This is a genomic window from Bradyrhizobium sp. AC87j1 (assembly GCF_002936975.1).
Classification (GTDB): Bacteria; Pseudomonadota; Alphaproteobacteria; order Rhizobiales; family Xanthobacteraceae; genus Bradyrhizobium; species Bradyrhizobium shewense.
In genome coordinates this window covers 1-26,496 of record NZ_PTFE01000017.1, presented here as the reverse complement: position 1 = coordinate 26,496, position 26,496 = coordinate 1, and the positions used below count along the sequence as shown (strand labels likewise).

Below are 26,496 nucleotides of genomic sequence, written 5' to 3'. Positions count from 1 at the left end.
ACATTACCGTTCGAATTGGAGCCGCGTCCCAACGGTATTTTCCAATCTTTGCGCTAAGCATGGCCAGATGACGCGGCATTTGCCCGCGTGAATGGGACGAGGGGACGTGGTCGATATCGCGCAGCAGGCAGCGATCCATCCGGCATCCGGGGATGCCATGGCCGCGCGCGTCCCGCTCATTGCGATCGATCCCGGCCAATGGCGCGCACTCGCGCAGCGGGCGATCGAGCCGAACGGATATTACCTGCCCGCCTGGGAGCTCGCCGTCAGCGCCACCGCGCGCGGCCGCACCGAAGCTTCGGCGTTGCCCGCGTTCGATGGCACGTCGTCGCGGCTGATCGGGCTGATGCCGGTGATCCCGCTGTGGCGCGCCCTGAAGATTCCCCTACCCGCGCTGGTGAGCGCGCATCCCTACGGCACCCTGTGCAGCCCGCTGATCGACCGCGACGCCCCGATCGAGGCGGCCACGCAACTGTTGCAGCGGGCGCGCGGGGCCGGCGCGCATGCGCTCGTGCTCAACGACGTCGCGCTCGACGGCGCTGCGATGACTGTGCTCAGGCAGGTCCTGACCCGCGACGGCCTGAAGCCGCGCGTGCTTTCCTCCTACATCCGCGCCAGCCTCGATGCGACGCAGGATGACGAAACGTTACTGCGCGACGCACTCGGCACCAAAAAGCTCAAGGAGCTGCGCCGACAACGCCATCGGCTCGAAGAGCACGGCCCTGTTACATTCGACGTCGCACGCCGGCCTGACGAGATCGGGCCCGCACTCGAAACATTCCTGCAACTCGAAGCCAGCGGCTGGAAAGGCAAGCGCGGCACCGCGCTGGTTCAGCAAGCAGGCGATGCGACCTTCATTCGCCGCGCGGTGCCGGCGCTGGCGGAGACCGCGCAGTGCGAAATCATCACGCTTCGCGCCGGGACGACGCCGGTCGCTGCCGGCATCGTGCTCCGCCATCAGGATCGCGCCTTCTTCTTCAAGCTGGGCATCGACGAACACTTTGCGAAATATTCGCCGGGCGTGCAGCTAACCCTCGAGCTCACCCGCCATCTCTGCGCCGATTCCAGCATCGCCAGCGCGGATTCCACCGCGAGCGCCGATCACCCCATGATCAACCCGATCTGGCGCGGGCGTTTTGCGGTCGGCGACGTGCTGATCCCGCTGCGGCGGCACGATCCGGTCGTCGCCCTGATTCACGCAGCACTGGCCGGACTCAATGCCGCGCACGAGGGCGCGCGACACGTGGTCCGCCGGCTACGCAAATAAGCGAAAGCCTATTCCGCCGCCTGCGCGTTGATCTCCTCCGAGACCTGGCGGATGGCGCGCGCGAGCAGGTTCGGGTCCTGCGCACCGGAGACGGCGTATTTCTGCGCGAACACGTAGGTCGGCACGCCGGAGATTCCCTTCTCGGCGGCCTCCTGCGCGTCGGCCGAGACGCGCGCGACGTCCTCGTCGGTGGCAAGGCGTCGGCGCACGTCCTCGGCATCGAGGCCGACATCGGCGGCCGCCTGCACTAGCACGTTCACATCGGTGAGATCGCCGCCGTCGCGGAAATACAGCTCCATCAGGCGCTGCTTCATCTCGGGCGCCTTGCCGATCGCTTCCGCCCACAGGATGAGGCGATGGCAGTCGGTCGTGTTAGGCTGACGCGCGACCAGCTCGGGCTTGTAGACGAGGCCCTCCTCGCTTGCGGCCGTAACGACGCGCCCCGCGATCCCTTTATAGGCTTCGACCGAGCCGAACTTCTGGGTGAGATAGGCCTCGCGGCTGATACCCTCGCGCGGTACCCAGGGATTGAGGAAGAACGGGCGGAAATTGAGCTTGACCGGAACGTCCGGCACGAGCGCCAGCGCACTTTCGATCCGGTGCTTGCCGATATAGCACCAGGGGCACACCACGTCGGAGACGACATCGATCTGGAGCGGTTTCAGCGTGCTCATGTCAGGCGCCTCCTTCGGGCGGGTCACGGGTTCGCCGGAACATAAGCCGAACCGGGAGCGGCGCAAGACATTGGCCCTGCATGGCTCACGACTTCACCTCTGCGGTTATTGTGACCGCTGCACCCCGCCCCGATACTTGCGGCCACAATCAAGTCCGAGGGGAGACCGCGATGAGCGCCATTTTCAGGCCGGAAGGCCAACAGTTCCGAGCCACGGAGCACGCCGGCGGTCCGTGGTCTCCGGACATGCTGCAGGGAAGCGCCACCACCGCCCTGATGACCCGCGAGGTCGAGCATCTCGCCACCAAATCCGGCTTCGCGGTGCGACGCCTGACCTTTGATCTGTGGCGACCGGCGGGCCTGCGCGCCTTCAGGACCGTTGCCGAATTGCTGCGCGACGGCCGCAAGGCCAAGACCATGCAGGTGCGGCTGATGGACGGCGAGGCCGAAATCGGCCGCTGCACGGCGCTGCTGACCGCGTCGAGCGGGGAATCTCCCGCCGATCCCTTTGCGAGGCCCATGGTGGTCGACAAGGCGCCCGAGGCGGGCAGCCCGCCGCCGGCCTTCGCGCAGAAATGGAGCCGCTATTTCCAGAACGTGTCGGTGCGGCTGATCGAGGGCGCATTGGAGAAGCCGGGCCCGGCGGCGGCCTGGATGCGGCTCGATGCGCCGCTGGTCGAGGGCGAGCCGAACACGCCGCTGCTCCAGGCGGTGCAGGCCGCGGATTTCGCCAGCGGCGTCGCGCAGATCGTCGACATGCGCGACTGGACCTTCATCAATCCCGAGATCAGCCTCTACTTCTTCCGTCCGCCGGAGGGCGAATGGATCCTGATCCGCGCCGCCACGCGCGTCGGCGCCAATGGCGCCGGCCTCACCACGGCGACACTCAGCGATCTCAAGGGTCCGTTTGCGGAGGTGATGCAGGCCATGAGCTTCGAGCGGCGTGAGGCCGCGCAAGCTCAGGCGTCCTGAGCCGCAAGCGCGGCCAGGGTCGCCTCGGAGGCGGCATCAACAGGCATGAACATCTCGACGCGAAGCTCCTGCAGCGTCACATCCTGCGGCGTGCCCAAAGTCAGAACCGCGCCGATCAGTGAGACGCCGACATCGCCCTTGCGCAGGCGCACCTCGCAGAGCGGCCCCGGCACGGCGTCGTCCTCGATCCCAAGCGTGGGCAGCTCCGGCAGCCGCATCAATTCGCGCCATGTCGATTGCAGGGCTTCGTCGAGCGGCGCGGCCATTGCCTCTTGGCGCGCACGAGACAGCAGAGCCGCGGCCACCGCGGGCCAGTTCTCGACGAACGGCTTGAGCTCGTTCGGCGCCAGGAACATGCGCATGTGATTGAGCGGCCGCTGCATGCGCTCAGGGCCGAGCAGCATCGTCATCAGGCGCGAGGCGGCACGGTTGGCCTGCATCACGTTCCAGCGCCGGTCGGTAACGATCGCGGGAAACGGCTCGTGCCGCCGCAGTAGCAGATCGATGGCGCGGCGCGCATCGGCAAGCTCGGGCGCGGCGAGGTCGCGCTCGCCATATTGCCGGGCGAAGCCGCCGGCCTCGAGCAGCGCGTTGCGATCGCGCAGCGACAGATCGAGGGCGGATGCGAGCTGCAGCAGGATCTCCCGGCTCGCGGCCGCCTTGCCGGTCTCGACATAGCTCAGATGCTTGACCGAAATGCCGGCCTCGAACGCCAGCTCCGCCTGGCTCAACGCTCGGCGCATGCGCCAGGCGCGCAGGAGATCGCCGACGGGGTTGGCCGGCCGCAATCGCCGAAACGAGCGTGTGTCCATCGGCGGATTATGCGGGGACCGCTGCTGCCTGTAAACGCCGCTATGGCAGCCCGGCCGCCATCTGCCTCAGCCGCTCGGCGGTGCGCTCGTCCGCCGGGAAGAAGGTCTCCAGCGCCAACTCGGACAACGTGATGTCCACGGGCGTGCCGAACACCATCGTGGTGGAGAAGAAGCTCAGGATTTCTCCGCCATGGCGCAGCTTGAAGGGGATGGCGACGTTGTCGCTCGACAGCGGCCCCGTCCGCGCCGGGATCGGATAGCTCTTGAGGTCGTTGTAGAGCTTGATCAGCTCAGGATCGGCCGTCACCTCGCATTGCCGGTGTAGACGCTCCAGAAGATGGCCACACCACTCCGCGAGATTGACCGTGCGCGGCGCCAGCGCCTCGGGATGAAAGGCGAGCCGCAGCACGTTGAAGGGCTGGCCAAGCAGCCGCTGCGGAATGCCGTCGAGCAGCGGCGCCACCATGCGGTTGGCCGACACCAGGTTCCAGTGCCGGTCCACCGCGAGCGCGGGATTGGGCTCGTGCGCCCTCAGCACGAGGTCGATCGCCTGGCGGGCTGATTTCAAGGCGGGATCCTCCAGCGGGCGCTGCTGGAATGCCGGCGCATAGCCGGCGGCGACCAGCAGCACGTTGCGTTCGCGCAAGGGCACGTCGAGACGCTCGGCGAGCCGCAGCACCATGTCGCGCGAGGGCGCGGCGCGGCCGGTCTCGACGAAGCTCAGGTGACGCGCCGAGATTTCGGCTTCGCCCGCGAGATCGAGCTGGCTCATGCGGCGGCGCTGCCGCCATTCGCGCAAATGGTCGCCGATGTGAACCGGCTGGCTGCGGTCGGCCTGTGCCGTGGATGCATGTGCGTTCATGACCAGAAACCTATCATGCGGATTTCGGCCCTTCCATTACCCGCGAGGTAATCGAATTGGTCCTCGGGTCGGCGCATCTTCAGTGGCGACAGGAGATGACCATGATCGCGCTGCTGCTCTATCGGACCGTCGCAGACCACCTTGTTCCCTGGGCCATGGCCTTCGCAACGCGGATGCTGGCGCGCAGCCTCAACATGCCGGAGCCGCTGGTGCATTCGACCGGCGACTATGTGCTCGCGCAGGTCACAGCCTTCGAGCACGGCGTCGGCAGGAGCCTTTGTCCGTTCCGCCTCGCCCGCCTGCTTCGCGCCTGGTGGCGCGGATGGCACTGAGTTTCACCCCGAGCCCACCCCAACCATGGAGACCTCTGATGATCGACGCTTCCACCTTCCTGCGCCGCGCGCTGCTTGCAGATAGCATCTTCAGCGGCGTCGCCGCCCTCGGCTTCACTTTCGGCGCGAGCGCGTTCGCAGCGCTGTTCAACCTGCCGGAAGCGCTGCTGCGCGAGACCGGCCTGTTCCTGATCGCCTACGCCGCGCTGGTCGGCTGGCTGGCGTCACGCGCCTCGGTGGCGAAGGCACTCGTGCTGCTGGTCGTGATCGGCAATGCGGCCTGGACGGTCGGCAGCATTGCGCTGCTGTTGTCGGGCGCGGTGTCGCCGAACCTTGCCGGCGCGCTCATGGTCGTCGCGCAGGCGATCGCCACCGGCGTGTTCGCCGAGCTGCAATATGTGGGATTGCGGAGAAGCGGGAGTGCGGTGGCGGCTTGAGGCCCGGGCTTGGCCGCGCACCCTTCGCGGCCATCGCCCCTCGGCTACGCCCTCGCCCGGCCGACCTTGCCGGCGAAGTGCTTGCCGTTCAGCTTCTTCTTTTTCGCCGTGCTTTTGGTGCCCGCCTTCTTGGCCTTTGCTTCCGTGCGCGCCTTCACCTTGGCGCGCTCGGCCCGCGCCTCGGCGCGCAGCTTCTTGCGCTTCTTCTCGCAAGACTCGCACTTGCAACCGATCGGCTTCAGATAGGCTTTGAAATAGTCGGTGCCGTAATCGTAATTGATCTCGTCACCCGGCTCGATGTTCCTGATGGCGCGGATGAAGACCTTGCGCTCGCGCGGCCGCACGTCGGACTCGGCATTGGGCCGGCAGGAATGATTGATGTAGCGGGCCAGGTTCTTGCGCACCGAGCCGTCGATGGTCCAGCGGCCGTTGAGCTCGAACAGGTACTTGTTCTCGATGTCGTCCTGCTCGGGGATCCGCGAATCCAGGATCGGTCCGAAATAGCGGATGATCCGGGTGCCCTTCTTGATCGGCTTGGTGGCGAAGAGGCCGAGCCCGGTCTTGGAGCGGCCGACGCGATAGGTTTTTTGCGAGGAGATGGCTGGCATGATCAAGTAAAGGAGGACGCGAACGAGGCTGGAAGAGCCCAAGCGAAGCCGCTCTTCTAGAACGATTCCGCGCCGCTGTCAGGTCTATCCCACCCCTGTTTGAACCTTGCCCACAATGAAGACGTCTGATGGTGCGGAGTTCCCTGCGATCGAAGCCTCATGATGAACCGCATCACCTGCATAGGCCTGGCTGTCTTGATGATCTGCATCGGCCTGAACAGCGCCGCCGCCCAAACCGTGGGCAGCACATACACGTCGACCGGGCCAAAGGATTGCCGCCAGATCGGCAAGCCCAGCGAGCTCGACGGCAGCACCACGCGGGCATGTTCGGGCAAGGACGGCCTCCTGGTGCTGATTGCCGAGGACGATCTTCGCGAAATCGTCTCGATCGGCCGCAATCGCAAGCAAGCGGCCGAGGAACCGGCGGCCAAGGTCTGGTTCGCGCCGTTCAATTCGTCGGAGACCACGATCGAATGGCGCGCCGTGGGCGCAAAGCCGTTCGCGATCATCCAGCGCTGGCACATCGCCGACAATGCCGATCCCGACAAGCAGGGCCGCCCGAACACCAAGGCCATGCTGGTCGTGACCCGGCTGCCGCCGGGCCCGGTCTGTCACGTTGCCTATGTCGATGCGATCGCAAACCCCACCGCCAACGAGCTTGCGCGCAAGGCCGCGGACGATTTCGCCCGCGGCTTCGCTTGCGGCAAGGACGAGGTGAAGATCATCGGCACGCGCGGCCGCGCCGTCGAGCTTGCGACGATGCGCTAGGCCTTGGCGGGCCCAAACGGCCGCTATGCGGGGAGTTTCGTGGTGATGGGCGCCGTCAGCATCGCCTCGAGCAGGCGCTCGGCCGTCGTCCCCTCGGGCAGACGTCCCAAGATATCCTTGAGCCGCCCGTCGAGCAGCAGCATGGTGAAGCCATGCACCATCGACCAGGCACGGGCGATCGCGGCGCCCTGGCTCAGCGTCAGCGCGTCTTCGCTGATCTGCTCCTGCCGCATCATGCCGATCGCATTCGCAAGCCCGGCGAAAGAGGCTTCGGCCGCCTCGTGCAGCGAGGGCCTGGAATAATCGAGCCGCTCGGTGCGAAACATGATGCCGTACATGCCGGGATGCGCCTGCGCATAGGCGACATAGGCCTTGGGCCGCGCCAGCGCGGCTTCGAGCGGCGTGGTGGCGGCGTCGCATGATGACGCCATCGCCGCGTTGAACTGGCGGAAGCCGACCGCCGCGAGTTCGCTGAGCAGGCCAGTAAGATCGCCGAAATGGTGGGTGGGCGCGGCATGCGAGACGCCCGCCTCGCGCGCCACCGCGCGCAATGTGAGGCCAGCGAGCCCGTCGCGTTCCAGCACCCGTTCGGCAGCCTGGAGCAACGCCTCGCGCAAGGCACCGTGGTGATACGGCGTCTCGGACTTAGCGCTCGCCGCGCCGCGCCTTGGGCGCGATGCCGCATTCGAAATCGTCTTTCTGGGGGCACGCGCACTTCGCGCCGTTTCGCTCTTGGTATCGGTCTTGGCCATTTGCAAGCTATATGACGCAATATTGACAGTGTAAAGATTTTGCTTGACCGACGCGACGATCGGCTCTATTTGATCTTTACGATGTAAAGATAAGGAGGGATACGCCGTGCAGCACGACGCCGTCGCCGAGCGCCGCAACAATATCGCGCCGATCCCGTTCGAAGCGGACGCGCCATTCCTGAAGATCATTGGCGAATTGCCGCGCGAGCTGAATGGCGTGCTCTATCGCAACGGTCCCAATCCGCAGTTCGATTCCCCCGGCGCGCATTGGTTCGTCGGCGACGGCATGCTGCACGCCTTCCACCTCGAGAACGGCCGCGCCAGCTATCGCAACCGTTGGGTCCGCACGCCGAAATGGCTCGCCGAGCACGATGCCGGCCGCGCCTTGTTCGGCGGCTTCGGCCGCAAGCTGCCGGATGCGCCGACTGATCTCACCGACGGCGGCGTCGCCAACACCAACATCATTTTCCATGCCGGCAAGCTGCTGGCGCTGGAAGAAGCGCACCTGCCGACCGAGATCGAGCCGGGCACGCTGGCGACGCGCGGCTATCACAACTATCAAGGCCGTGTCGCCGGCAGCTTCACCGCGCATCCGAAGATCGATCCCGTGACCGGCGAGCTGGTGTTCTTCGGCTACAACGCGGCGGGGCCGCTGACGCCTGCCCTCTCCTACGGCTCGATCGATACCGCCGGCAAGGCGACGCGCTTCGAACGGTTCGAGGCGCCCTATGCCAGCATGGTGCACGACTTCATCGTCACCGCGAACTATGTGCTGTTTCCGATCCTGCCGATCACCGGCAGCATGGAGCGCGCGATGAGCGGACGGCCGCCCTATGCCTGGGAGCCGGACAAGGGCGCCTATGTCGGCGTGATGAAGCGGAGCGGCACGGCAAAGGACATCGTCTGGTTTCGCGGTGAAGCCTGCTACGTCTTCCACATCATGAACGCGTGGGAAGACGATAACCGCATCATCGCCGACGTCATGCAGTTCGAGGAAGCGCCGCTGTTTCCGCATCCCGACGGCCGGCCGACCGATCCGGAGAAGTCGCGCGCCCGGCACTGCCGCTGGACCTTCGATCTCTCCGGCAATACCGATCGCTTCCAGCAGACCTATCTCGACGATCTCACCGGCGAATTCCCGCGCATCGATGACCGCCACGCCGGGTTGAAAAATCGCCACGGCTGGTACGCCTGCGCCAATCCGCGCCAGCCGATGTTCGGCGCGCTCTCCGGCGTCGTCCATGTCGACGGCAACGGAAGGCGTCTCGGCCATTATCTGCTGCCCGCCGGGGACACCACCTCCGAGCCGGTGTTCGTCGAGCGATCGAAGGATGCGACTGAGGGCGATGGCTGGCTGCTCGCGGTGGTCTGGCGGGCGCGGGAGAACCGCAGCGACCTCGCCGTGTTCAATGCCACCGATGTCGAAGCGGGTCCCGTCGCGCTGGTGCAGCTCGGCCACCGCGTGCCGGATGGTTTCCACGGCAATTGGGTGGGAGCGCAGTAACTCCCGTCATTCCGGGGCGCGCCACTTGGCGCGCGCCCGGAGCCACAGCACGGACGTGTCACCAAAGAGGCCCGTATCCAAATGCCCTCAATCACCGCAGACTTCCTCACCATCCTCGCCCTGGTCTGCGTCGCGCTCACACTCGAGGTGGTCCATCTGCGGCGGAGCGGCCAAGTCTCCTTCAACGGCGTCATCTTCAACGGCGGCATCCTGCTCGCCCTCGGCCTCGCGATCGCCTGCGCGCTCCCCATTCTGTCGCGCCTGAACTGGGCGGATTTGGTTGACGAGGCGTCCGACCAGGCCGTTGCGGCCCTTCATCTTTTGGAGGTTGCCTACGTTATTTTGACACTGTAAAGATTTTCCTTGACCCGACCTCGCCTCTGAATTATTGATCTTTACATCGTAAAGATCGGCCTGACCGAGGTAGGCAATGGCGATTTTCCTGATCCTCGCGCCCTACGGCGCTTACAGCCTCCTGATGCTGGTGACGTCGGCCGCGATCAGCGTGTTCCTGGCCTCCGCGATCTGTCTCGCCACCGTCGCAATCGATGTGGCGCGCGGGCGCTCGGTGAAGACCCTGGCCGCAGGCTCGGCGATCGTGTTCGCCGCAATCGGCCTCTACCTCGCGCTAATCGACCCGAAGCTCGGAACACTCGGCGTCAAGCTGTCGGTCGATATCGGCATCCTCGTCATCTCGCTTGGCTCGCTGCTGGTGCGCCGCCCCTTCACTTTGCAATACGCGCTTGAAGCGGTTCCGGCCGAGACCGCGGCGATGCCCGGCTTTCTCTATGCCAATTACGTCATCACCGGCGCCTGGACCGTGGCCGCGCTGTTGATGGCGGCTGGCAATCTCGTGCTGCTCTACGTCCCCGGCGTGCCGCTCTGGTCGAGCCTCGCGGTCGCCTTCGCCGCCCGCAACTACGCGATTTACTTCACAAAATGGTATCCCGAGTATCGCCAGATCAAGTACGGTACGCCCGCCCGCGCATTGCCCAACTCCCGCTGAACAGGATTGACGATGAAGGACGTATTCGCCCGCCTCGGCTCCGATCTCTTCTCCGCCATCCTCTTCCTGGTCATCTATCTCGTCACCGACAACGTCATCCTGGCGACATCGGTGGCGGTCGCCGGCGCGATCGCGCAGGTGATCTACGCCCGCATCAAGGGGCAGCAACTCAATTACATGACGTATGCGAGCCTCGCGCTCGTCGTCGGATTGGGCGCGATCACACTGCTGACCAATGATCCCCGCTTCATGATGGCAAAGCCGTCGATCGCGCATTTCGCCATCGGCGCGATCATGCTCAAGCGCGGCTGGATGCTGCGCTACATGCCGCCGATCGTCGTCGAGACCGTTCCGGAATATGTCACGGCTGCAGGCTATGCCTGGGCGGCGCTGATGTTCGTGATCGGTGTCGGCATGATCGTCGTCGCCTCCACGGGCGATCTGAAGCTGTGGGCGTTCTACCTCACGGTGGTCGCCGGCGGCGCCAAGATCCTCGCCTTCGCCGTGCAGTACGTCGTGCTCCGGCTCATCGTCACCAGTCGCCGTCGCGCTGCGGCCCGCGCCTGAAGCGCGATCTGATCGCGCTTCAGGTTGTTGTCTGAGCATGATCTTTTCCGAAAACCGCTACGCACTTTTCGGGATCATGCTGCTATGCCTCCAAGGCAGGGTTAGGCAGGAGCTGCGAGTTGGGTTATAGGCTCGTCCGGGACTGGCCGCGGATCGTCGCGGCCCGCCGGGATTTGTTCGGGAGACGGGAATGGCCGTAGACGGCAACTGGAATCTGACCATGACGACGCCGATGGGCGAGCGCCAGGCGACGCTGAGCCTCAAGGCCGCCGACGGGACGCTCACGGGCACGCAAGGCGCGGAAGGTAATACCGCCGAGATCTTCGACGGCACCGTCTCTGGCGACAACGTCTCCTGGAAGGTCTCGATCACCAACCCGATGCCGCTCACGCTCGAATTCGCCGGCACCGTCTCCGGCGACAGCATGAACGGCGAGATGGGCATCGGCCCGATGGGCAGCTTCCCGTTCACGGGCGCCCGCGCCTAAGGCCGCGCAGCATCATGCGCGTGCATCGTCTCATCGCGGCGACCATGCTGTGCGTCGCGACACAAGCGGCGCGCGCGGATGACACCGAACCGGCGTGGCGCGCAAGCTCGCTCGCCATGGTGCCGGCAGATTATGTCGCCGGCGCCGCTTATCGAACCGATGGCTCGATAGGATATCTCGCCGTCTACCCCGCGCCATCGAACGATCCAAAAACACCGGCAAGCGTGTTCGCTGCGCGCCAGGCCCTCGTGGTCATGCTGACACCGGATGCGACACGCGCGGTGTCCGCCGAGTTGAAGCCGCGCACAGAGCCCGATCCCGACAATGACGACAGCGATTTCGCAAAACTGCATGCCGATCTCGCCGCCGGACGTGCAAAGCTGCCCGAGGGCACAGAGCCCTGCAGTCTCGGCGCCTGGTCCATCGACAAGGACCCCGGTGGCCTCAACGTGCGCGCCGAGCCGTCGGCGACGGCGCGCGTGCTCGGCACGCTGCCGCCGCCCTACCGCTTGAAGTTAGGTGGCGCCGAGAACACACCCGACGGCGGCTGGCTCACCGAATTCCGCATCATTGGCTCCAAGAACGGCTGGTTTCTGATCGAAGGCGCCAAGCCGCCGGGCAAGGATTACGAGGACGACAAGAAATATCCGCGGAGCGCGCCCAAACCCTACGCCGGGCGCGGCTGGGTCGCCTCCAACAAGGTCGGCGCGAGCTTCGCAAACGGCTATACGCGCGCGGGCGGGCTGTTCCAGGCTCCCTTCGTCGATGCCAAATGGATGCCGGCACAGCGCGAGCTCGGCGGCCCGATCGACGGTGACGGCGGGCCGAAGCGCCTGCTCGCCTGCAGCGGCTTCTGGGGTCTGGTCGAGAGCCACGACGGCGTTCGCGGCTGGTGGCGCGCGTTGTGCTCCAACCAGGTCACCAATTGCAGCTGAGAAGACAGCGGCTCCCGCAACATTCTCGCTCTTGTCTTCTTAACAATTCAGGATTGTATTTGAGCATTGCACCCGGGAGGGAGAAATGCCGTACAGCATCACGCATGCATTTCATCGATCACTGACAGCCGCGTTCGTTTGCATTCTGCTGGGAGCAGCGATGTCGCCCGGGCGCGGCGAACAATTGCCGCCGAAGGTTGCCCCGGAGGCAACCGCCTGGAAGCCCGCCTCGATCTTCGAAAAAGACGACAAGGACGACAAGTTCAAGGATCAGCCACGCATGAACCTGAGCGGAGCGGCGTGCGTGCCCGCCACGCCGAAGTTCACGTCATGCCTGATTGCCAATGATGAGAAGAAATACGCGCAGTTCTTCTCGATCGAAGAGAACATCCTCGTTCCCCGGAAGCTCATCCGGCTGTCGGATGACGACAAGGACCCCGATGCCGAAGGTGTCGCGTATGAAAAGGGCTTCTTCTACGTGACCGGCTCGCACGGCCGAAGCCGCAAGAGCGACAAGGAGAATTTATCGAGCTATGTCGTGTTTCGGATTGCCGTGGATCCGCAAACCGGCGCTCCCAAGACCGAACCCAACGCCAAGAAGGTCGAGGGCGTCGAGCCGAGCCCGCGGCTTCGCGAAGTGATTGAAAAGAATAAGGACGTCGGGTCGAAATTCAACAAGCCGCTCGCGGAAGGCGGTGTCAATGTCGAAGGGATTGCAGTCAGGAACGACCGCATCTATTTCGGGCTGCGAGGTCCATCGTTGAACCGCCAGGCCTTTGTGCTCAGCGTCGATGCAAACGCGCTCTTTACCAAGGACGACGATCTCAAACCCGACTCGACGCCGCTCGATCTCGGGGAGAATACCGGCATCCGCGACCTTGCCGTGGTGAACAACGGCATCTTGATCCTCGCAGGGCCAACGCGTGACGAAGACGTTCCCTACAGCGTCTGGCTGTGGGACGGTAGCAGCAAGACTGCCAAATCCCTAGCGACGCTCGATCTGAGCTCATCCCCAAAAGAGGCGAAAGCGGAAATTCTGCTTCCCCTCGAGGAAGACGCAGCCAACATTCGCGTGCTTGTCATGTTCGACAGCGCCGAAAATGGCGGGGCGATGTCGTTCAAAATAAAGCGCTGAGCGCGCGCTGCGTAAATCGTCCGCCGATTGGAGAGCCGGCGGACGACGCGGACCTGACTAGCCCAGATTCAGCTCCTTGAAGAAGTCGTTCCCCTTGTCATCGATGATGATGAAGGCGGGGAAGTCGACGACTTCGATGCGCCAGATCGCTTCCATGCCGAGCTCGGGATATTCGAGCACCTCGACCTTCTTGATGCAGTGCTCGGCAAGGTTCGCCGCGGCACCGCCGATCGAGCCGAGATAGAAGCCGCCGTACTTCTTGCAGGCCTCGCGCACCGCCGGAGCGCGGTTGCCCTTGGCTACCATCACCATCGAGCCGCCGGCGGCCTGGAACTGGTCGACGAAGGAATCCATGCGGCCGGCGGTGGTCGGACCGAACGCGCCGGAGGCATAGCCCTCGGGAGTCTTGGCGGGGCCGGCGTAATAGACCGGATGGTTCTTGAAGTAGTCCGGCAGCGGCTCGCCCTTCTCCAGCCGCTCGCGCAGCTTGGCGTGGGCGCTATCGCGCGCCACGATCATGGTGCCGGTCATCGAGACCCGGGTCTTGATGGGGTGCTTGGAGAACGTCGCCAGAATGTCCTTCATGGGCTGGTTGAGATCGATCTTGACGACCTCGCCGCCGAGCGCCTGCTCGACCTGCGGCAAATACTGCGCCGGATTGTGCTCGAGCTCCTCGAGATAGACGCCGTCCCTGGTGATCTTGCCGAGCACCTGTCGATCGGCAGAACACGACACGCCGAGCCCGATCGGCAGCGATGCGCCATGACGCGGCATGCGGATCACGCGGACGTCGTGGCAGAAGTACTTGCCGCCGAACTGCGCGCCGACGCCGAGCGATTGCGTCATCTTGTGGATTTCCTTCTCCATCTCGACGTCGCGGAAGGCATTGCCGTCGGGCGAGCCCTGGGTCGGCAGCGCGTCGAGATAGCGGGCGGAGGCGAGCTTCACCGTCTTCATGCAGAGCTCGGCCGAAGTGCCGCCGATCACGATCGCGAGGTGATAGGGCGGGCAAGCAGCGGTGCCGAGGGTGAGGATCTTTTCCTTCAGGAAAGCGAGCAGCCGGTCCTTGGTCAGCACCGAGGGCGTCGCCTGGAACAGAAAGCTCTTGTTGGCGCTGCCGCCGCCCTTCGCCATGAACATGAACTTGTAGGCGTCATCGCCTTCGGCGTAGATCTCGCACTGCGCCGGCATGTTGTTGGCGGTGTTCTTCTCCTCGTACATCGAGAGCGGTGCGACCTGCGAGTAGCGCAGATTGCGGCGCAGGTACGCGTCGCGCGCCCCTTCCGACAACGCCGCCTCGTCGTCGCCGTCGGTGATGACGTTGCAGCCCTTCTTGCCCATGATGATCGCAGTGCCGGTGTCCTGGCACATCGGCAGCACGCCGCCGGCGGCGATGTTGGCGTTCTTCAAAAAGTCCAGCGCGACGAACTTGTCGTTCGGGCTGGCCTCACCGTCCTCAAGGATGGCGCGGAGCTGCTTCAGATGGCCGGGACGCAAATAATGGTTGATGTCGCCGAAAGCCGCCTCCGACAGCGCCCGCAGCGCCTCGCGCGACACCACCAGCATGTCCTTGCCCAGGACCTTCTCGACCCTGACGCCCTCGGCCGTGATCTTCTTGTAGGGCGTCTCGTCCTTGCCCAGCGGGAACAGCGGGGTGTGCTTGTAGGGCGGAACGGGCTTTGACGGGTCCGGGAAGGCGGTCGGAGCGTTCATGGGGCGAATCTCGGGGTTTTGGAGCCCTGGCGGGCCTCTCAGCATAGAAGCGTTCTAAGCTCATTTTGAGCGGAAAGGAAAGGGAGTGGCACGCATGGGGGACGCCGACCCAGGGCTCGGGAAGGCACTGACACAGCACGTGGAAAGGCCGTTCCCACCCTTGCGCTTCGCGCCCGACGACGCTTGAATGCGCGCCCTAAGGGGCTTTTCATCATGACATTGAAACTGAACGTCCGCGGCGCGATCCTGGTCGCCGCCGCCATCACCGGCCTTGTGACCCTCATTTCGCCCGCACGCGCCGACCGCTGCGACGACAGTGCCAAGGAGCTGGCGAACCAGGTCGATCGCCTCAAGGTGAACTTTCGTGCTGCGAACACCGTCTATCTGACACACCCGGCGGCCAAGGAGCTGTCCGTGGGTTGCCGCGGCGACAAATATTCCATCGAGCTCTATGCCAAGGGTGATCGCAAGCCGACGCCGGAATTCTATGCGCTGGTGGGATCGATGGCGGCGATCGTCTTCACCGTGACCAAGGACGACACCACGACGGGCGCGACACGCTGCCTGAAGCGGATGGGTCTGCTGCGCGGCGACAAGATCAGCATGCGCTATCGGCGACTCAACATGGAATGCACCCGCACCAAGAAGGACGCGTCCATCGCGATCACGCGCGGCAAGGACGAATAGAGGGGACGTCGCCTCCTCGCGCTTTCCACGCGCTCGGCGGCCTACCTATCGCGACGCTGTCCGCCACTCGCTCCGTCATTGCGAGCGGAGCGAAGCAATCCAGAATCCTTCCGCGGTGACGGTCTGGATTGCTTCGTCGCAAGAGCTCCTCGCAATGACGAGGAGGGTTTAGTCGTCGCTCGCATAAGGCACGATGCGGGGCACGAACAGCGCCTCTTACCACACCAATCGCTCGCATTTTAACGATTGCCTTGAAGGAATTTTCGCTCCTCGCAGCGCAGGGTCAGTTGTTTCCATGTGTGAGGATTTGCGGATGAAGGTTTCCACCGTTGCGCCGCCGCCGATCGCGATCGTGGTTCCGAGCTACGACACGACCAAGCAGCAGGACGATCAGACCAAGACCAAGGACGCCGACCCCACCTACAAGCCGCAGCCGCCCGCACCGCTGCCGCCGGGTCAGGGCACGCGGATCGATCAGCTCGCCTGATCGATCTTCTCGAAGGACGAATCGCCATCCGGTCGATCGGGCCTGTTTCGCGTCCGGCCGCATCTTCGCCGGATAGCGGGAACATCATGCGCGGCCGCCCCGGGACCTGCGCATGATCGCAAGACGGCCGTTGCTTGACACCACACTCGTTGCCGCCATGGGCGCGCGTTTGTTTGCGTCCACGCGAACGCTGCACCGGCCCGCCTGCCCCACCGCGGCAATTCCCCCTTCGTCCACGATTGGGCCATAAACCACCGCTCCGGCTCGGAGCGCGCCCTTCAAGTGTGATCCGGCTCATCAAATTTCCGCATGCGGCGTGCTCATCTGCGAGGCCGAACGAGCATGCGTCGATGGGACAAGCCAATGGAACTGAATGAAGAGCTGCTGTCGCTGGTGGCGGACATCTACGATGCAGCGCTCGACGATTCCCGATGGTCGGCGACGCTTCGTTGCATCGTCGACCTGGCGGGCGGCCAGAGCGGCGGTCTGGTCCGGATCGGAGCAGACGGTGAGGCCGTGATCGCGCATGCCGTCGGTGTCGAGCCCGCCTATGTTCAGTCCTACATCGAAACCTATGAACCGTTCGATCCGTCGCGCAGCGTGCTCCACGCGCCGGTCGGCCAGATCCAGACCATCAGGGACTGGATCGACGTCGACGAATTCCGCACCACCATGTTCTACAACGAATGGACGCGGCCGCAGGGCCTCGAGGATGCCGCCAATCTCCTGCTCGACAAATCTGCCGAGGGAATATCCCGCCTCTCGATCATGAAGGCCGGCGGTCCGGTCGACCGCAGGATGTATCAGGTGATCTCCCACCTCACGCCGCATGTGCAACGGGCCATGGTCGTCAGACAGAAACTGCAGCAGCAGAACGCATTGGAGACGATTTCGGTCCGCACGCTCGACGCCCTGCGAACCGCCGTCCTGCTGCTCGATGCCGAGGCTCATATCACGCACGCCAATGCCAGCGCGCGCGACATTCTGGACGAGGCCGACGTGCTTCGTTCGGTCCGTGGCCGGCTGGTGACGTCCGACCCGAATGCCGATCGCGTGCTGCGGCAGGCGCTGGCGGGCACGGTTGTCGGCGACCGCGCGATGACGAGCGCAAGCATCTCGCTGCATCTGGCGGCCCGGGACGGCTCGCATTTTGTCGCGCATCTCCTGCCGCTGACCGCCGGGCGCCGGCAAAGCTTCGCAGCCAGCTACGACGCCTGCGCCGTCCTGTTCGTCAGCAAGGCAGCGCTCGATACCGTCGTCGCGCCCGACCTCATCCGCAAGCTGTTCAAGCTGACGCCGACCGAGCTGCGCGTCTTCCTGTCCATTGTCGAGATCGGCGGGGTTCCCGATGTGGCCAGGAGCATGGGCATTGCCGAATCGACGATCAAGACCCATCTCGCCAGGATCTTCGCCAAGACTGGAACCAAACGACAGGCGGATCTGGTTCGGCTCATCGCGGCCTTTACACCGCCCATCAAGGTCTGAACTGGTCTCTGTCGCGTCACGCCGCATGTTTGCCGGAAAGAACGCTATCAATGCGCCGGCGTGGGGTAGAACAAGATCGACAATGATCGCCAGGCTGCTGCTGCAGAACACGATTACCACCGCCGCGATGGGCGCGCTGCTGTTCGCCTCCGCAGGGACGCTGCGCTGGCCCTCGGCCTGGGTGTTCCTCGCGACATGCACCCTGCTCGGCCCGCTCTGCGGCTGGTGGCTCTACCGGATCGATCCGGCGCTGCTCGCCGAGCGGCTGCGGCCGGTGCTGCAGAAGGATCAGCCCGCAGCCGACAAATTGTTCATGAGCGTCTTCGTCGTCGCGATGCTGGCCTGGCTGGTGCTGATCGGCATCGACCGGCGCCTTCAATCGTCCGACATGCCGGTCGCGCTCCAGGCGTTCGGCCTCGCGCTGTTCCTCGCCTCGACATTGTTCACGATGTGGGTGTTCCGCGAAAACTCGTTCGCTGCGCCTGTGGTGAAGCTGCAGGCTGAGCGCGCCCAGCGCGTGATCTCGACCGGTCCCTACGCCCATGTGCGTCATCCCATGTATAGCGGCATGGTCCTGTTCTTCGCCGGCGTGCCGCTGCTGCTGGGCTCGTGGTGGGGACTCGTGATGGTCCCGCTCCTGGTCCTCCTGTTCGCGATCCGCATTGGAATCGAGGAACGCACCTTGCGCGAGGGCCTGCCGGGCTATGCCGATTATGCGGCGCGGGTGCGCTATCGCCTGATGCCCGGCGTTTGGTGAGCGCGCATCGCTGTCCTCCTCCGAACGGCTGACGCCTGGGAATGCGGACTTCGCTAGACAGCGGCGGCACGCCACGCAATGAAAGACGCGACGATGTTCTGCAAGCCGCCCTGCCCCGACGAGCATGACCTCTCGCCCGTGCCCGATAATTCAGACGACCGCTCTGGCCGGAGCGTCCACAGACGCTGGCCGGCCACGACGCGTTCGGGCGATTGATCGCGCCCGAAGCGGCCGGTCCGGAACGGGGGCTGCCGCCAGCCTCCCTCCGGACCGGCTAAAATTTCTTCTTTGGACGCGTTTTCTTGACGCGAACCGGTATCCACTTCGCTCGAGAACGCTTTAGCCATCGAGCTCGCGATAGCTTCGGAAGATGCCCTGCTCGTTGAAGGGAATGCGGCGCTCGCTCGCCAGATAGGCCTTGATGTTCGGCCGCGCGGCGATGCGGTCGTGCAGGCCGAGGAGGCCTGGAATGTCAGTCTCGAATGCCTTCATGCGCTTGGGGAAGGCATAGCGCAGCCCCGCGACGATCTGGAATAGCGAGAGATCGACGTAAGTGAGCCGCCGGCCGGTGACATAGGCGCCGCCATTCTCGGCGAGAAGCTGCTCGAAATAGCCGAGATATTTTGGCACCCGCTCGTCCCAGAAATCGGCCGTGCGTTTCTTCGCCGGCGGCTTCTGGTCCTCGTAATAGAGCGAAGGTCCGAGCGGATGATGGGTGTCGTGGATCTCGACCACGAGGTCGGTGATGGTGAGTTGAAGCTGGTGCACCCAGAGTTGCCCGGCCTCCGCCTTCGGCGCGAGCCCATGGCGTGCGCCGAGATAGAGCAGGATATTGGCGGTCTGGCCGATGACGAGCTTGCCGGCCTTCAGGAACGGCGGCGCAAAGGGCGGCCTGCCCTTCTGGGCATCCATCATCTTCATCATCGCAGCCGTGCCGCGCGGCCCGCGCGCGACGTCCGCATAGGCGGCGCCCGCCTCCTCCAGCGCCAACCGCACATATTCGCCGCGGCCCTGGATCTCGGGCCAGTAGTAGAGCTCGTATTTCATGGGAGAGGTCCGTTAGCGTGGATGCGTTAGGACCAATGTAACATGTAGCCCGGAGTTCCGGCAGGGTGAGACGGAATAGCGGTTCAACATGCTCCGTCATTGCGAGCGCAGCGAAGCAATCCAGACTGCCTCCGCGGAAGACTCTGGATTGCTTCGTCGCAAGGGCTCCTCGCGATGACGAACGGAAGGAGCTTCGCGCCTTAATTCAATTCGCAGCGAAGCAATACAGCAGCCCGTCGCCGCCCGTGCTCTTCAGATCGGCCTGCGAGCAGCCACCATCGGGACCGCGCGAGGGGTGCGAGCTATTCCAGGATTTTGACGGCTCGTCATCGCGCAGGCCCTTGCGATCGAAATGGCCGACCATCGCGGTGCCTTGCGTGCTCGACGTCCAGTTCTTGCACGTGCGATCGTCCGGACCGGCAAACGCGGTGCCGTCTGGTTGCGATCCCGTGAGGACGTCGTGCCGGTTCGGCTGGTCACCCATACCGTTGACACCCTCGCCCTTCTCGCTGAGCGCCGTCTGCTTGGTGAGGTTGTTGGCGGGGCCGTGCAGCTCGGCAACATCCTTGGCAATGACCGCGCCCTTGGCATTCTGCCACGGTCCCTTGCCGATGCGATCGCGCGCGTTGACGACCGGCTTGCCATCGGCGGCCTGCGTCGAGAGATAGGCGCGCCAGGTCTTCGCACCGGCGCCGGCGGTCTGGGCGAGCTTCTGGCACTGCGCATCAGCTCCCTCCAGGCCGCCGAGATCGGCGCCCTTGCCCGGGCCATTGGACGTCACGAAGAACGTCATGTCGGCCGACTGCGCCTGCACGGCTGGCGCCGCAAGCAATGCAAGCGAGGCCGCAGCGAGCGCTGAAATCGTCACGGATCTCTTCATACGGATCATCTTGTCCTCCCGTTGTGTTTGTCGTTGGCCGCCTGATTTCAACCCGATGCGCCCCCACTTATTCCGATGCCACGGTGAAAGGGGGCGCAAAAGAAAAGGGCGCCGTGCCGGAGCACGACGCCCTTTGTTCTCCATCGCTTTGCGATCAGTTGGTCTGCTGGATCGCCGACAATTCCCAGCCGCTGCCGGGCCGTCGGGCGAAGGTCCAGACTTCGGTGACTTCACCCGGCTGCTCGCTGCCGGCGACGACCGTGCCGCTGTTGCGGTCGAGCGTCTTGTCGGTGAGCGCGAAGCGCAGCGCCACCGTGGCGTAGTCGGTCTCGCCTTCGCGCCAGGCTTCCGCGAGGTCGCCCTGCAGCAGCTTGACGCCAGTCACCTTGTTGACGACGTTGCGCGCGCGGTTCTGGGCGAGGTCCTGCTCGAAATAGGAGACCATCTCCGGCGTCGCGAGCGTGTGCAGCTTGGCCACGTCCTCGTTCGACCAGGCGGTCTGGACATCGCCGAGCAGGCGCTCGAACGCCTCGTAATCGTCCGGCTTGATCTCGAGCGGCGCGTTATTGGCATTCGCGCCGAAGCCGAAGCCGCCAAGCCCACCACCAAGGCCGCCGCGCTGGTTCGGCTGCGGTCCGGAACCTGCGCCCGCATCGGCATTGGCATAGGCCGCCTGCGGCGTGTGACGGCGCTGCCACCAGGACATCGCCAGCCGCACCACCAGCACCACGAGCGCGATCTGGATGATCAGGCCCAGGATCGAAGACAGGCCGCCGAGGCCGCCGAACAGGCCGCCGCCGAACAGCATGCCGAGCAGGCCGGCGCCGAGGAAGCCGGCCGCAAGGCCGCCCATGAAGCCGCCGGCGCGGCCGAACAGGCCGCCGCGCGCGGGCGCGGTGGCAGCCGAGTTCATGCCTGCACCCGGCTGGGTGTAGGTGCGGTTGAACTGCGAGGCCGAGCCGGGCGCCGTCGTGGTCGAGGGCGGGGCCGAATAGGTGCGCGAACCGCGCGAACCCGACGAGCCGCCGCCGCCGACACGCGCGTCGGCAGACGAGATCGCCAGCGCAGTCGGCAGCGCAAGCGCCAGCACGACAGCGATCGTCTTGAAGAGACTGCGGGAGCGTAGCGAGAAATTCATGTGCGTTTCCCAAATCCCCGGCATGGGGACGTCCGCCTAAGATGGGCAGACTTCCCGAAAAGTGAAGCCGGTTTCGGAACCTATGGCTGCGGCCCTCAGTCGCGGGGATGTGGCAAAAGCCCATATTTGGCGGGGGCTTGGCCGGGCGCGCCGGGGAACCATGGTCGCGGGATACCGGCGGTTTTTGGGATGAGATTTCCGCTCTTTCCTCGTCATTGCGAGGAGCCCTCACCCCTGCTTCGCCATCGTCTCCTTGACCGCCGCCACGAGCTGGCTGAGCGTGAACGGCTTCGGCAGGAAGTCGAACTGCTGGCCTTCTGGCAGGCTCTTTTCGAAGGCGTCCTCGGCATAGCCGGACACGAAGATGAACTTGATGTCAGGATTCTGCTCCCGCATCGCCTTCAAAAGCGTCGGGCCGTCCATCTCAGGCATGACGACGTCTGAGACGACGAGATCGATCGCGCCGCTCTGCTCCTCCAGCACTTCCATGGCCTCGACGCCGTTCTCGGCCTCGACCACAGTGTAGCCGCGCGAGCGCAGGCCGCGTGCGTTCAGCGCGCGCAGACCCTCTTCGTCCTCGACCAGCAGGATGGTGCCCTGCCCCGTGAGATCGGTGCGCGGCTTGGCCTCGGCCGCCGCGGCGTCCTTCCCGGCGCCGCTGGTCGCGCTCACCACAGCCGCCGGCTGCTCGACCTGCGCTTCGGGCTCGGCATGGTGACGCGGCAGGAAGATGTGGAACGAGGTGCCCTGGCCCGGCTCGGAATCGACGTAGATGAAGCCGCCGGTCTGCTTGACGATGCCGTAGACCGTGGAAAGGCCAAGACCCGTACCTTTGCCGACTTCCTTGGTCGAGAAGAACGGCTCGAAAATCTTGTCGCGGATGTCGGCGGGAATGCCGGTGCCGGTATCGGCGACCTCGATCCGGACATAATCCGCGGCCGGCATGCCCTTGTAGGCGAGCTTGGCCGCTTCTTCCGCGGTGACGTTGGCGGTGCGGATGATCAGCTTGCCACCGTCGGGCATGGCATCGCGCGCGTTCACCGCGAGATTGACGATCACCTGCTCGAACTGGGAGACGTCGACCTTGACCGGCCAGAGATCGCGGCCGTGGATGGTCTCGTGCTTGACCTTCTCGCCGATCAGGCGGCGCAGCAGCATGGCGAGATCGGACAGCGCGTCGCCGAGATCGAGCACCTGCGGCCGCAGCGTCTGCCGCCGCGAGAACGCCAGCAGCTGCCGCACCAGGGTCGCGGCCCGCGTCGCGTTCTGCTTGATCTGCATGATGTCCTGGAACGACGGGTCGGTCGGCTTGTGCGCGTTCAGCAGGAAGTCGTTCGCCATCATGATGGCGGAGAGCACGTTGTTGAAGTCGTGGGCGATGCCGCCGGCGAGCTGGCCGACCGTCTCCATCTTCTGCGACTGATTGATCTGGTTCTCCAGCGCGCGCCGCTCGGTGGTCTCGAGCATGTGCACGATGGCGGCTTCCGCCTCGTTCTCGGCGGCATCGACCGGCGTGACGAAGAACTGGCCCCAGCGCTCCTTGGTCCCTTCCAGCGCCACCTCGACCGGGGCGATGTCGGCCTGGCCGTCGGCGGCCTGGTTGATGGCCGCGATCAGGAGGTGCCGGTCGCGCGCATTGACCGCGCGGAAGATCGACTTGGAGGCGCTGTCGAGCCCGAGCGCCTGGCCGAGCTTTGCGTAGCGCGCATTGGCGCGCACCACGTTGCCGCCGCGATCGACGGTCGCGATCGCCATCGGCGTATGGTCGAAGAAGCGCATGAAGCGCACTTCGGCCGCGCGGTCGGGATCGCTGCGCTCGTCGCGGGCGCGGCTGATCACCAGCGTGCGCGACGGCCCCGGCGCGCCGTCGGCGCCGAAGGCGAGCTTGTGATAGAGCCGCACCGGCATGGTCTTGCCGGTGCGCATCCGCAGGTCGATGTCGAAGACCTCGGTCTTCACCTCGCCCGGCACCGCCACGATCGCGGTGAGCAGCGAGGCGCCGTCGCCGGAAACGATGTCGGTCAGCTTGAGGCCGCCCGAGCCGATCTCGGCCAGGTCGTAGTCGAGCCAGTTCGCCAGCGTCGCGTTGACATAAGCGAGCTCGCCGGCCGGATTGACCGAGAAGAAGCCGCACGGCGCGTGATCGAGATATTCGATGGCGTGCTGGAGCTCCTGGAACACGTCCTCCTGGCGCTCGCGGTCGCGGGTGATGTCGGCGATCGACCACACCGCGTATTTCGCCTCGCGCTTGCCGGTGCCGAGCGGGCGCACCCGCATGCGCAGCCAACGGCCCTGGCTGCCGTCCTGGCCGGAGATGCGGACCTCTTCCTGCTGCCGCTTGCCTTCGCGCGCGGCCTTGAGCAGGCGGAACACGGCTTCGGAGACGTCGGGGTTGCCGATGAAGACACGCTCGACCGGGCGCACGTCCTGCGGACCGGTCGCGCAGGTCAGCGTCAGATAGGCGGCGTTGGAATAGACCACGTGGCCGCGCGGATCGGTCACGGCGAGGCCGTCGAACCCATGATCGGCGATGCGGCCTACGACCGGATCATCGAGACTGCGGTCGGCGAAGCGGATGATCCCGGCGGCGAAGGCGAACAGGTTGAACAGGCCGACCATGGCCAGCACGGCGAGGATGCCGAGGATATAGGGCTGCGCCTGCGCCCGCCCGAGCGTCATCAGCCCGACGGCGACGGCGACGAGGCCGGCGGCCACCAGCAGCACCAGCGCAATGCTGCCCGAGCGCGGCGACGGCTCGTGCGTCGCAACGGGCTCGCGGGTGAGGTCGTGGTCGGTCTCGGCGGTCATTCTCGAGCTGGCGCAGCCTGTCGGCAGAGAATCAACGCGCTACGGGGCGCGTGGGGTCCTCCCTGCCTGAATCGGACCCGCAGGCGCAAGGGCAGCGGGGGCGAAAGGTACGCTGATTCCCAGATTACGGCCATTTCCGGTACTTTTCGGGTGTTTTATCCTCGCCCGGCGCCGAATCCGCGCTTCAGCCGCATGACGTAGCCGATGACTTCGGCGACCGCATGGTAGTGCTCGGTCGGGATTTCCTGGTCGATCTCGACGGTGGCGTAGAGCGCGCGGGCGAGCGGCACGTTCTCCACGATCGGGATGTCGTGCTCGCGTGCGATCTCCCGGATCTTGAAGGCGAGATTGTCGACGCCCTTGGCAACGCAGATCGGAGCCGTCATGCCGCGCTCGTAGGACAGCGCCACCGAATAGTGGGTCGGGTTGGTGATGATCACCGAGGCCTTGGGAACCGCCGCCATCATGCGCTTCTTGGCGCGCTGCTGCCGCAACTGCCTGATCTTGCCCTTGATGTGCGGATCGCCTTCGGACTGCTTGAACTCTTCCTTGATCTCTTGAAGCGACATCTTCTGCCGCTGGAACCAGCTGCGGTATTGGAAGAAGTAATCGGCGATGGCGACGATCGCGAGCGCCGCGACCACCGCACCGAGCAGATGGATCGTCATGCTGGTGCTGGCGCCGAGCATGGCAGCCGGATCGAGCCTGACCATCGCCTCCATGCGATGCCGCTCCGGCCAGAGGATCATGGTCATGACCACGCCGAGCAGCACCAGCTTGCCGATGCCCTTGAGAAAATTGGCCGCCGCCTGCTTGCCGAAGATGCGCTTGAAGCCGGCGCCGGGCGATATCTTGCTGAACTTCGGCGTCAGGGATTCGGTCGACCAGACCAGGCGGTGCTGCAGCATGTTGCCGGCAATCGCCGCCAGCATCAGCATCAACAGGGGCACGCCGATCGCGGCAAGCAGGGCGAATTCGATCTGCTGCATCAGCGCGAGCAGAGCCTTGCCGTCGGTCTTGATCATCCAGGAATTGGCGAGCAGGTTGCGCATCGGCGTCAGCAGCCCACTGCCCACCGACCCCGAGAAGGTCGAGACCACGAGCGTGCCGCCCGCCATCATGAACCAGGTGTTGATCTCCTGGCTCTTGGCGACGTCGCCGCGTTCGAGCGCGTCGTCCAGACGCTTTTGCGTCGGGTCTTCTGTTTGACTCTCTGGGTCCTTGTCTTCTGACATCGATCTACCGTGACCTCAGCGGCATCAACTGGTGCATGACACCGATGAAGTAATCCAGATACGTCCCCATCATCGCCGTGAGCACCACCGCGAGCACCAGGAAGCCCGCGAAGATCGAGAGCGGCACGCCGACGAAATAGACCTGCATCTGCGGCATCAGCCGCGCCAGCACGCCAAGGCCGATGTTGAAGACCAGGCCGAACACCAGAAACGGCCCCGAGAGCTGCAGGCCCAGGCGGAACGCGGCGGCAAAGGCGCGCGTTGCGAGCGAGGCCACATCGCCGCTTGATATGGTCTCGCCCGGCGAGAAGATCGTGTAGCTGTCGTTCAGCGCCGCGATCACCAGATGATGGCTGTCGGTGGCGAACAGCAGCGTTACCCCGAGGATGGTCAGGAAGTTGCCGACCAGCACGCCCTGCTGGCCCTGCGTCGGGTCGACCGAGGTGACGAAACCGAGTCCCATCTGCTGCGCGATAACGGACCCCGCAACCTGGAGCGCCGAGAGCGTCACGCGCGCGGTCGCGCCCAGCACGATTCCGATCGCGATCTCATGCAGCATCAGGACCAGGAGCGGCGCGAGCGAGCCCATGTCGACCTGGTAGGCGTTGCGATGCAGCGGCAGGATGATCAGCGTGAGCAGCAGCGCGATCGACAGCTTGATCCGCGTTGGAATATTGGTCTCGCCCAGCCCCGGCAACAGCATCACCATCGCGCCGACCCGGGCGAAGGCGAGCATGAAGGAAGCGGCGAGCGCCGGCAGCAGCGAGACGTCGATGCGCATAATTGACGCATCTTGCCTCAGCCGCCGATGATTCGCGACGAGATCCGCAGCATGTGGGCGTGGAGCGCGTCGGCCATGAACGGCAGCGCCAGCAGCATCGTGGCAAAGATGGCCAGGATCTTCGGCACGTAGATCAGCGTCTGCTCCTGGATCTGCGTCAGCGCCTGGAACAGCGATACGATGACGCCGACCACCAGACCGACCACCATCAGGGGGGAGGACACGATCACGATCGTCCAGATCGCATCGCGCGCAACGTCGAGGGTCTCGGGTCCGGTCATTTTCGATTTCTCACTGTGAATTGTTTTTCGTCATTCCGGGGCTCGCGTAGCGAGAGCCCGGAATCCATACTCCCGATCGT

Annotated in this window: 29 protein-coding genes; 16 read left to right on the top strand and 13 right to left on the bottom strand. The window is 65.0% G+C overall.

Features of this window, described 5'->3' with window-relative positions:
* Positions 1 to 106 precede the first annotated feature (106 nt).
* Positions 107 to 1,267: a GNAT family N-acetyltransferase gene (locus CV770_RS11760; RefSeq protein WP_091965469.1), complete on the top strand. Its 1,161-nt coding sequence runs from the start codon at positions 107 to 109 to the stop codon at positions 1,265 to 1,267.
* An 8-nt stretch (positions 1,268 to 1,275) separates the two neighbouring features.
* Here CV770_RS11760 and CV770_RS11755 read toward each other — a convergent pair whose 3' ends face one another.
* Complete coding sequence (locus CV770_RS11755) at positions 1,276 to 1,941, bottom strand: DsbA family oxidoreductase (protein ID WP_091965468.1); 666 nt, start codon at positions 1,939 to 1,941, stop codon at positions 1,276 to 1,278.
* A gap of 170 nt (positions 1,942 to 2,111) precedes the next feature.
* On the opposite strand from CV770_RS11755, the gene CV770_RS11750 reads away from it, so the two are divergent.
* Positions 2,112 to 2,912 carry a thioesterase family protein gene (locus CV770_RS11750; RefSeq protein ID WP_091965467.1) on the top strand — a complete coding sequence of 267 codons (801 nt, stop codon included), beginning with the start codon at positions 2,112 to 2,114 and terminating at the stop codon, positions 2,910 to 2,912.
* Here the strand turns inward: CV770_RS11750 and CV770_RS11745 are convergent.
* Positions 2,900 to 3,724 carry a helix-turn-helix domain-containing protein gene (locus CV770_RS11745; RefSeq protein WP_091965466.1) on the bottom strand — a complete coding sequence of 275 codons (825 nt, stop codon included), beginning with the start codon at positions 3,722 to 3,724 and terminating at the stop codon, positions 2,900 to 2,902. The genes CV770_RS11750 and CV770_RS11745 overlap by 13 nt on opposite strands.
* 40 nt (positions 3,725 to 3,764) lie before the next feature.
* Positions 3,765 to 4,586: a helix-turn-helix domain-containing protein gene (locus CV770_RS11740; RefSeq protein WP_104462457.1), complete on the bottom strand. Its 822-nt coding sequence runs from the start codon at positions 4,584 to 4,586 to the stop codon at positions 3,765 to 3,767.
* Between the two features lie 101 nt (positions 4,587 to 4,687).
* On the opposite strand from CV770_RS11740, the gene CV770_RS11735 reads away from it, so the two are divergent.
* Entirely contained in the window at positions 4,688 to 4,918 is a 231-nt protein-coding gene (locus tag CV770_RS11735) for a hypothetical protein (protein WP_201759806.1), read from the top strand.
* Positions 4,919 to 4,956: 38 nt separating this feature from the next.
* Positions 4,957 to 5,355: a hypothetical protein gene (locus tag CV770_RS11730; protein ID WP_091965463.1), complete on the top strand. Its 399-nt coding sequence runs from the start codon at positions 4,957 to 4,959 to the stop codon at positions 5,353 to 5,355.
* A gap of 44 nt (positions 5,356 to 5,399) precedes the next feature.
* Here the strand turns inward: CV770_RS11730 and CV770_RS11725 are convergent, their stop codons facing one another.
* On the bottom strand, positions 5,400 to 5,963 hold the full coding sequence (locus tag CV770_RS11725) for an SET domain-containing protein (RefSeq protein WP_091965515.1): 564 nt from the start codon (positions 5,961 to 5,963) through the stop codon (positions 5,400 to 5,402).
* A 162-nt stretch (positions 5,964 to 6,125) separates the two neighbouring features.
* Here CV770_RS11725 and CV770_RS11720 point away from each other — a divergent pair, with 162 nt between their 5' ends.
* The gene (locus CV770_RS11720; protein ID WP_091965514.1) at positions 6,126 to 6,731 is read left to right on the top strand and encodes a hypothetical protein; all 606 of its coding nucleotides are present in this window, start codon (positions 6,126 to 6,128) and stop codon (positions 6,729 to 6,731) included.
* Positions 6,732 to 6,754: 23 nt separating this feature from the next.
* Here CV770_RS11720 and CV770_RS11715 read toward each other — a convergent pair whose 3' ends face one another.
* On the bottom strand, positions 6,755 to 7,483 hold the full coding sequence (locus CV770_RS11715; protein ID WP_091965462.1) for a TetR/AcrR family transcriptional regulator: 729 nt from the start codon (positions 7,481 to 7,483) through the stop codon (positions 6,755 to 6,757).
* Positions 7,484 to 7,589: 106 nt separating this feature from the next.
* On the opposite strand from CV770_RS11715, the gene CV770_RS11710 reads away from it, so the two are divergent.
* From CV770_RS11710 to CV770_RS11680, 7 genes are all read left to right on the top strand, one after another.
* Positions 7,590 to 8,987, top strand: a complete 1,398-nt coding sequence (locus CV770_RS11710; RefSeq protein WP_104462456.1) for a carotenoid oxygenase family protein — start codon at positions 7,590 to 7,592, stop codon at positions 8,985 to 8,987.
* Positions 8,988 to 9,068: 81 nt separating this feature from the next.
* A complete protein-coding gene (locus CV770_RS11705; protein WP_104462455.1) occupies positions 9,069 to 9,341 on the top strand; it encodes a hypothetical protein in 273 nt (90 codons plus the stop codon).
* A gap of 76 nt (positions 9,342 to 9,417) precedes the next feature.
* On the top strand, positions 9,418 to 9,993 hold the full coding sequence (locus tag CV770_RS11700) for a hypothetical protein (protein WP_104462454.1): 576 nt from the start codon (positions 9,418 to 9,420) through the stop codon (positions 9,991 to 9,993).
* A 12-nt stretch (positions 9,994 to 10,005) separates the two neighbouring features.
* Positions 10,006 to 10,560: an inner membrane-spanning protein YciB gene (locus CV770_RS11695; RefSeq protein ID WP_091965461.1), complete on the top strand. Its 555-nt coding sequence runs from the start codon at positions 10,006 to 10,008 to the stop codon at positions 10,558 to 10,560.
* Between the two features lie 190 nt (positions 10,561 to 10,750).
* Complete coding sequence (locus CV770_RS11690) at positions 10,751 to 11,047, top strand: hypothetical protein (RefSeq protein WP_104462453.1); 297 nt, start codon at positions 10,751 to 10,753, stop codon at positions 11,045 to 11,047.
* Between the two features lie 14 nt (positions 11,048 to 11,061).
* Complete coding sequence (locus CV770_RS11685) at positions 11,062 to 11,982, top strand: SH3 domain-containing protein (protein ID WP_104462452.1); 921 nt, start codon at positions 11,062 to 11,064, stop codon at positions 11,980 to 11,982.
* 85 nt (positions 11,983 to 12,067) lie between these two features.
* On the top strand, positions 12,068 to 13,117 hold the full coding sequence (locus tag CV770_RS11680) for a DUF3616 domain-containing protein (RefSeq protein WP_104462451.1): 1,050 nt from the start codon (positions 12,068 to 12,070) through the stop codon (positions 13,115 to 13,117).
* A 57-nt stretch (positions 13,118 to 13,174) separates the two neighbouring features.
* On the opposite strand, the gene CV770_RS11675 is transcribed toward CV770_RS11680, so the two are convergent.
* The gene (locus tag CV770_RS11675; protein ID WP_104462450.1) at positions 13,175 to 14,830 is read right to left on the bottom strand and encodes a fumarate hydratase; all 1,656 of its coding nucleotides are present in this window, start codon (positions 14,828 to 14,830) and stop codon (positions 13,175 to 13,177) included.
* A 213-nt stretch (positions 14,831 to 15,043) separates the two neighbouring features.
* Between CV770_RS11675 and CV770_RS11670 the strand changes: the two genes are divergently transcribed.
* The 4 genes from CV770_RS11670 to CV770_RS11660 all read left to right on the top strand — a co-directional run bounded on the left by CV770_RS11670 (position 15,044) and on the right by CV770_RS11660 (position 18,246).
* Complete coding sequence (locus tag CV770_RS11670; RefSeq protein WP_091965456.1) at positions 15,044 to 15,517, top strand: hypothetical protein; 474 nt, start codon at positions 15,044 to 15,046, stop codon at positions 15,515 to 15,517.
* Between the two features lie 313 nt (positions 15,518 to 15,830).
* On the top strand, positions 15,831 to 16,004 hold the full coding sequence (locus tag CV770_RS42540; RefSeq protein WP_018321873.1) for a hypothetical protein: 174 nt from the start codon (positions 15,831 to 15,833) through the stop codon (positions 16,002 to 16,004).
* Between the two features lie 363 nt (positions 16,005 to 16,367).
* The gene (locus CV770_RS11665; protein ID WP_104462449.1) at positions 16,368 to 17,489 is read left to right on the top strand and encodes a helix-turn-helix transcriptional regulator; all 1,122 of its coding nucleotides are present in this window, start codon (positions 16,368 to 16,370) and stop codon (positions 17,487 to 17,489) included.
* A gap of 82 nt (positions 17,490 to 17,571) precedes the next feature.
* Positions 17,572 to 18,246: a methyltransferase family protein gene (locus CV770_RS11660; protein WP_091965454.1), complete on the top strand. Its 675-nt coding sequence runs from the start codon at positions 17,572 to 17,574 to the stop codon at positions 18,244 to 18,246.
* 339 nt (positions 18,247 to 18,585) lie between these two features.
* Here the strand turns inward: CV770_RS11660 and CV770_RS11655 are convergent, their stop codons facing one another.
* The 7 genes from CV770_RS11655 to fliQ all read right to left on the bottom strand — a co-directional run bounded on the left by CV770_RS11655 (position 18,586) and on the right by fliQ (position 26,416).
* Positions 18,586 to 19,293 (bottom strand): glutathione S-transferase, encoded by a 708-nt coding sequence (locus tag CV770_RS11655; protein WP_104462448.1) that lies wholly within the window; start codon positions 19,291 to 19,293, stop codon positions 18,586 to 18,588.
* 205 nt (positions 19,294 to 19,498) lie between these two features.
* Entirely contained in the window at positions 19,499 to 20,182 is a 684-nt protein-coding gene (locus CV770_RS11650; protein ID WP_104462447.1) for a lectin, read from the bottom strand.
* A 145-nt stretch (positions 20,183 to 20,327) separates the two neighbouring features.
* Positions 20,328 to 21,335: a Tim44 domain-containing protein gene (locus tag CV770_RS11645; protein WP_104462446.1), complete on the bottom strand. Its 1,008-nt coding sequence runs from the start codon at positions 21,333 to 21,335 to the stop codon at positions 20,328 to 20,330.
* A gap of 204 nt (positions 21,336 to 21,539) precedes the next feature.
* Entirely contained in the window at positions 21,540 to 24,119 is a 2,580-nt protein-coding gene (cckA, locus tag CV770_RS11640) for a cell cycle histidine kinase CckA (protein WP_104462445.1), read from the bottom strand.
* A 155-nt stretch (positions 24,120 to 24,274) separates the two neighbouring features.
* Positions 24,275 to 25,354: a flagellar biosynthesis protein FlhB gene (flhB, locus tag CV770_RS11635; RefSeq protein ID WP_104462444.1), complete on the bottom strand. Its 1,080-nt coding sequence runs from the start codon at positions 25,352 to 25,354 to the stop codon at positions 24,275 to 24,277.
* Positions 25,355 to 25,358: 4 nt separating this feature from the next.
* Entirely contained in the window at positions 25,359 to 26,135 is a 777-nt protein-coding gene (gene fliR / locus CV770_RS11630) for a flagellar biosynthetic protein FliR (RefSeq protein ID WP_018321866.1), read from the bottom strand.
* Between the two features lie 17 nt (positions 26,136 to 26,152).
* A complete protein-coding gene (gene fliQ / locus CV770_RS11625) occupies positions 26,153 to 26,416 on the bottom strand; it encodes a flagellar biosynthesis protein FliQ (RefSeq protein ID WP_018321865.1) in 264 nt (87 codons plus the stop codon).
* Positions 26,417 to 26,496: the final 80 nt, after the last annotated feature.